The 5,004-nt window shown below is 38.4% G+C and carries 7 protein-coding genes and 1 pseudogene; all 8 read left to right on the forward strand.

The features are described from left to right. Positions 1-118, forward strand: a pseudogene (locus tag AC3AX0_RS07070) (electron transport complex subunit RsxA); the annotation flags it as partial. Positions 119-130: 12 nt separating this feature from the next. After that, positions 131-1,105: an RnfABCDGE type electron transport complex subunit B gene (gene rnfB, locus AC3AX0_RS07075; protein WP_487549605.1), complete on the forward strand. Its 975-nt coding sequence runs from the start codon at positions 131-133 to the stop codon at positions 1,103-1,105. Between the two features lie 122 nt (positions 1,106-1,227). Beyond that, positions 1,228-1,602: a NusG domain II-containing protein gene (locus tag AC3AX0_RS07080; RefSeq protein WP_487549606.1), complete on the forward strand. Its 375-nt coding sequence runs from the start codon at positions 1,228-1,230 to the stop codon at positions 1,600-1,602. Positions 1,603-1,665: 63 nt separating this feature from the next. Beyond that, the gene (locus AC3AX0_RS07085; protein ID WP_487549607.1) at positions 1,666-2,175 is read left to right on the forward strand and encodes a Gx transporter family protein; all 510 of its coding nucleotides are present in this window, start codon (positions 1,666-1,668) and stop codon (positions 2,173-2,175) included. Between the two features lie 6 nt (positions 2,176-2,181). Then, positions 2,182-2,424: a DUF4321 domain-containing protein gene (locus AC3AX0_RS07090; protein ID WP_487549608.1), complete on the forward strand. Its 243-nt coding sequence runs from the start codon at positions 2,182-2,184 to the stop codon at positions 2,422-2,424. A 6-nt stretch (positions 2,425-2,430) separates the two neighbouring features. Beyond that, positions 2,431-3,009 carry a Maf family protein gene (locus AC3AX0_RS07095; RefSeq protein WP_487549609.1) on the forward strand — a complete coding sequence of 193 codons (579 nt, stop codon included), beginning with the start codon at positions 2,431-2,433 and terminating at the stop codon, positions 3,007-3,009. A gap of 116 nt (positions 3,010-3,125) precedes the next feature. Beyond that, positions 3,126-3,794, forward strand: a complete 669-nt coding sequence (radC, locus tag AC3AX0_RS07100; RefSeq protein WP_487549611.1) for a RadC family protein — start codon at positions 3,126-3,128, stop codon at positions 3,792-3,794. Positions 3,795-3,805: 11 nt separating this feature from the next. Then, positions 3,806-4,825: a rod shape-determining protein MreB gene (gene mreB / locus AC3AX0_RS07105; RefSeq protein WP_487549610.1), complete on the forward strand. Its 1,020-nt coding sequence runs from the start codon at positions 3,806-3,808 to the stop codon at positions 4,823-4,825. Positions 4,826-5,004: the final 179 nt, after the last annotated feature.

Raw genomic sequence — 5,004 nt, forward strand, 5'->3', positions numbered from 1 at the left:
CAGAGAGAGACTTGAAATAGCAGATGTACCTGAATGTCTAAAGGGATTCCCTATAGCATTAATCACAGCGGGATTAATGTCAATAGCCTTTTTGGGATTTTCAGGCCTGTCATTATAGGAGGTGGGTCAGATGAATGGTATAGTAACAGCAATAGGTGCACTTGGTGGACTTGGATTGGCATTTGGAGTAATTCTTGCGATAGCTTCAAAGGTGTTCCATGTTGAAGTTGACCCTAAGATAACAGAAGTAAGAGACGCTCTTCCAGGAGCTAACTGTGGAGCCTGCGGATTGCCTGGTTGTGATGCGCTGGCAAAGGCCATTGTGGCTGGAGATGCTCCTATAACAGCTTGTCCTGTTGGTGGAGAATCCTGTGTAGAAGCAATAAGCAAGATCATGGGAATCGAAGCGGCAGCGGGAGAAAAAATGGTAGCAAGAGTTCTGTGCAAGGGTAACTACGACAGAACAGAAAAGAAATATGAATATCAGGGAATTTCTGATTGCAAGGCTTCAGCAATGATACAAGGTGGAGATAAAGCTTGTTCTTTCGGATGTCTTGGTAGCGGATCATGTGTAGTGGTTTGTCCTTTTGATGCAATACATATTGTAAACGGTGTTGCAATAGTTGACCCTGAAAAATGTACAGCTTGTGAGAAGTGTATAAAGGAATGTCCTAAGAATATCATTGAGCTTGTTCCTTACAAGCAGAAAACTGTAGTGGACTGTTCAAACCATGAGTTTGGAAAGACTGTAAAGGAAGAATGCAAGGTTGGATGTATTGGATGCAAGATTTGTGAAAAGGCTTGTCCTTTCGATGCAATCACTGTTGTTGACAACATTGCAAGAATCGACTATGAAAAATGTACAAACTGTATGGTTTGTGCAGAGAAGTGTCCTACAAAGGCAATAACGGCATTGCTTGAAGACAGACAAAAGGCAAGAGTCATACCTGAAAAATGTATAGGATGTACTATATGTGCTAAAAATTGTCCTGTTGATTGCATAGCTGGAAAACTTAAGGAAATTCATGTTGTAGACGAGGATAAATGTATAGGCTGCGGCGTATGCTACGAAAAGTGTCCTAAGGATGCAATAGAAATGAGATAAATTAATAAAAATGAAAGTCTCTTCTCAGGAAGAGACTTTTTTTTATAAAATTTATGAACTTCAATTTCCGTGTCGTCTTGTAAATGCTTGTTATTAATGTTAAAATATTTGAAGGTGATTTCATGACTAAATGGGATAAGATGTTAATAGCTTTAATACTTGTATTAAGCATAGGCGCCTTGGTTTTTATAAGTGCCATGGCTATGAACTATGATAATAGCTATGTGAAAATAAGCATAGATGGTGAATTGTACAAGAAATATTCTCTGGACGGTACTTTGGACAAGAAAATAACCATAGATACGGACAAGGGTACAAATGTGATCCATATTGAAAAAGGATTTGTCTATATGGAAGAAAGCAGTTGTCCAGATAAGACATGCATTAAGCAAGGCAGTATTGACAGACCTGGTGAAATAATAGTCTGCCTTCCCAACAAGGTGACTGTTGAAATTACAGGTGAGACTGAGTCAGGACCAGATGCAGTGAGTCATTAGCTCCGTAATCAGGCGGACTGATTCTGTTGCATGGTGAAATAAACAAAAAATGGTGATAGGTTTATGAATACAAGAGAATATATATTTCTGGCATTACTTACAACGGGAGCACTGGTACTGACAATATTGGAGGGAATGATTCCACTTCCTTTCATTGCACCAGGAGCGAGGCTTGGTCTTGCCAATATGGTTGTACTTTCGGTTATTGTGGTTTTTGGCTTTAAAAAAGGACTTACAGTAGCAGTTTTAAAAAGCATACTTGTTCTTTTAGTTGCAGGAAATCCAATAGGATTTATATATTCCATATCAGGAGCCATATTGAGCACTATAGTGATGCATCTTTCTTACAAGTATCTCAATGGATATTTAAGCCTTATAGGTGTAAGTGTCCTAGGTGCATTGAGCCATAATACTGCGCAGGTAGTAGTAGCAGCAGCAGTTCTTGAAAATATAAAGATATTGACATATTTACCTGTAATGTATATTGTGAGCCTTTTCACAGGATGCTTCGTAGGCTATGCAGGAATTTTCATAGTTAGAAATTTAAAGAAACAAATTAGTATAGGATGGTAGAATACAATGAAAAGACATAATATAATACTTTGGATATTTATAATAGCAGCAGGTTCCATAATTGGAAATATAATAGGAGATGCCTTGTCAGGTGTATTACCTATTTTGAAATTGTCTGAATCCTTATCATTTGGACCAGCGGTTCTTGATTTGAGCTTTTTCAATTTTACCCTTGGTTTCAGTTTCAACATAAACCTTGCAGGTGTTATTGGTATAATTGCTGTAATCTTGATTTTCAGGAAGATGTAGGTGCTTATGGATAGGATATTACTTGCATCAAAATCTCCGAGAAGAATAGAGATACTGGGCAAATACTGCGAGTTGGATATAGTTCCTGCACAAATTGAAGAGGTATGCCATACTAGGATGAGACCTGAGGAATTTGTAATGGCCCTCTCTCTCAAGAAGGCTCTTCATATAGCAGTGAAAGATGGGAAAAAAGGATTGATAATTGCTGCAGATACCATAGTCTACAAGGAAGAAATACTGGAAAAGCCAAAGGATAGGTCTGATGCCTTTAGAATGCTTAAAGTTCTCAGTGGTGCGATTCATTATGTCTATACTGGATTTTCCATAATAGATGAAGAAATACCCTTGAGAATAATAGACTATGATGTGACGGAAGTTGAATTTTATAATCACAGTGACGACATGATAAATAGCTACCTTGATACGGGAGAATTTGCAGACAAGGCAGGAGCATATGGTATCCAGGGTTTTGGCGAGCTTCTAGTGAAATCCATAAAAGGTTCCTATTCAAACGTGGTTGGACTTCCAATAGGAAAAATTAATGAAATACTAATCAAATACTTTGATTCAAATTTGTTAAAATAGATAAAAATACATAATTACAAGGATTTAAGAAATTTTGTAAAATAATTAACTTTCATAAGTAGAATAAACGACTATGTTTGGGGGGATTTTATGTGGAGAATAATCATTATACAATAATGGAACTGCCATCAGAGGACAGACCAAGAGAAAAACTGCTGAGCCTGGGTTCTAATACACTTACAAATTCGGAACTCATTGCAATACTTTTGCGTGTAGGAAGCACAAAGGATACTGCAGTGAGTTTAGCGCAAAAGATACTCAATCATGACGGAAGAGGTCTCAAAAATCTTCTGGATAAAGGTTCGGAATTTTTGTGCAGTTTTCACGGCGTCAGTGATGCCAAGGCAGCACAGCTTCTTGCTGCCGTAGAGCTTGGAAAAAGGGTCGCAAGGCTTGAACCTGAAAACAAATACAAGATATCCTCACCTGGAGATGTGTCCACCTATCTTATGGAGGATATGAGATATCTCAAGAAGGAGCATTTCAAGACTGTATTGATGGATACGAAGAATCAAATTCTTGATGTGGTTACAGTATCCATAGGAAACTTGAATTCTTCCATAGTCCATCCTAGAGAGGTCTTTGTTGAGGCAATAAAGAAATCCAGCGCTTCAATGATACTTGTACACAATCATCCCAGCGGGGATACAAAACCAAGCAGGGAGGACATAAGTATAACTGAAAGGCTTATGGAGGCTGGAGATATAATGGGAATCAAGGTTCTTGATCATATTATTATTGGAGACGGCAGTTATTTAAGCTTTAAGGAAGAGAATATAATCTAGCGGAGGAATAAATGTCAATATTTGACGGATTATCCAAAAAAATAGGTATAGATTTGGGAACTGCAAATACTCTTGTCTACATGAAAGGCAAAGGAATAGTCATAGATGAACCCTCTGTTGTTGCTATACGGAGGTCAACAAACAAGGTTATAGCAATAGGTACCGATGCCAAGGAAATGCTTGACAGGACTCCTGAAGATATATACACAGTCAGACCTCTTAAGGATGGAGTTATAGCAGATTTTAGTATCACACAGGTTATGCTTAAATATTTCATAAAAAAGGCTGTTAATACATTTCAGCTTATAAAGCCTGTAGTGGTAATAGGAATTCCGTCCAAGGTAACTGCTGTTGAAAAAAGAGCCGTTGAGGATGCAGCAGAATCGGCAGGTGCAAAAAAAGCAATGCTAATAGAAGAGCCTGTTGCAGCTGCAATAGGAACGGGCTTAGATATCTACGAGCCCTTCGGCAATATGGTAATAGACATTGGCGGAGGAACTACTGATACAGCAGTAATCTCTCTTGGAGGCATAGTTAACAGTGAGTCCCTTAAACTTGGAGGAGACGCTATAGATGAGGCCATCAAGACATATATAAGGTTCAAGCACAACATGCTAATAGGATTCAAGACATCTGAACAAATAAAGATTGTATTGGGCAATGTAATTGATGGTGCTTTACATGAAGACGACTGCGTCATTGATGTGACTGGAAGGGATCTAATAACAGGTCTTCCGAAGACTGTAAAGGTAACGGATGTTCAGGTAAGGGAAGCTATAAAGGAGCCTGTTGAGGCAATAGTGGCTTCAATAAAGAGGGTACTGGAGGTAACACCTCCTGAGCTTGCAGCGGATATTTCCATAAATGGTATTACAATGACCGGAGGGGGAGCTCTTCTAAAGGGTCTTGATAAGCTTATTACACAGGAAACCGGAATCGATGTAACTATCTCAGAGGAGCCTCTTGGCTGTGTAGCCAGAGGTACGGGAGTAGTTGTAGAAAATTTGATGAAATATAAAAGTGTTTATTAAAGGTGGTATTTTGCAAAATAATATAAGAGTCATAAGAATAATTTTTATTTTAATAGCACTGTTTCTTATAGCATCAATAGGATTGAGTGCTTCACAAGGTGATATGTCAAGTCCTTCGGGACTGGTAGGCGCAGTATTGTCTCCTGTACAGAAGGTCTTTTATTCAATTGGACAGACTT

Source organism: Dethiosulfatibacter sp., from assembly GCF_983023055.1.

Coding starts and splice junctions, on each gene's coding strand:
- rnfB (WP_487549605.1), top strand. CDS start 131: ATGAATGGTATAGTAACAGCAATAGGTGCACTTGGTGGACTTGGATTG.
- AC3AX0_RS07080 (WP_487549606.1), top strand. CDS start 1,228: ATGACTAAATGGGATAAGATGTTAATAGCTTTAATACTTGTATTAAGC.
- AC3AX0_RS07085 (WP_487549607.1), top strand. CDS start 1,666: ATGAATACAAGAGAATATATATTTCTGGCATTACTTACAACGGGAGCA.
- AC3AX0_RS07090 (WP_487549608.1), top strand. CDS start 2,182: ATGAAAAGACATAATATAATACTTTGGATATTTATAATAGCAGCAGGT.
- AC3AX0_RS07095 (WP_487549609.1), top strand. CDS start 2,431: ATGGATAGGATATTACTTGCATCAAAATCTCCGAGAAGAATAGAGATA.
- radC (WP_487549611.1), top strand. CDS start 3,126: ATGGAACTGCCATCAGAGGACAGACCAAGAGAAAAACTGCTGAGCCTG.
- mreB (WP_487549610.1), top strand. CDS start 3,806: ATGTCAATATTTGACGGATTATCCAAAAAAATAGGTATAGATTTGGGA.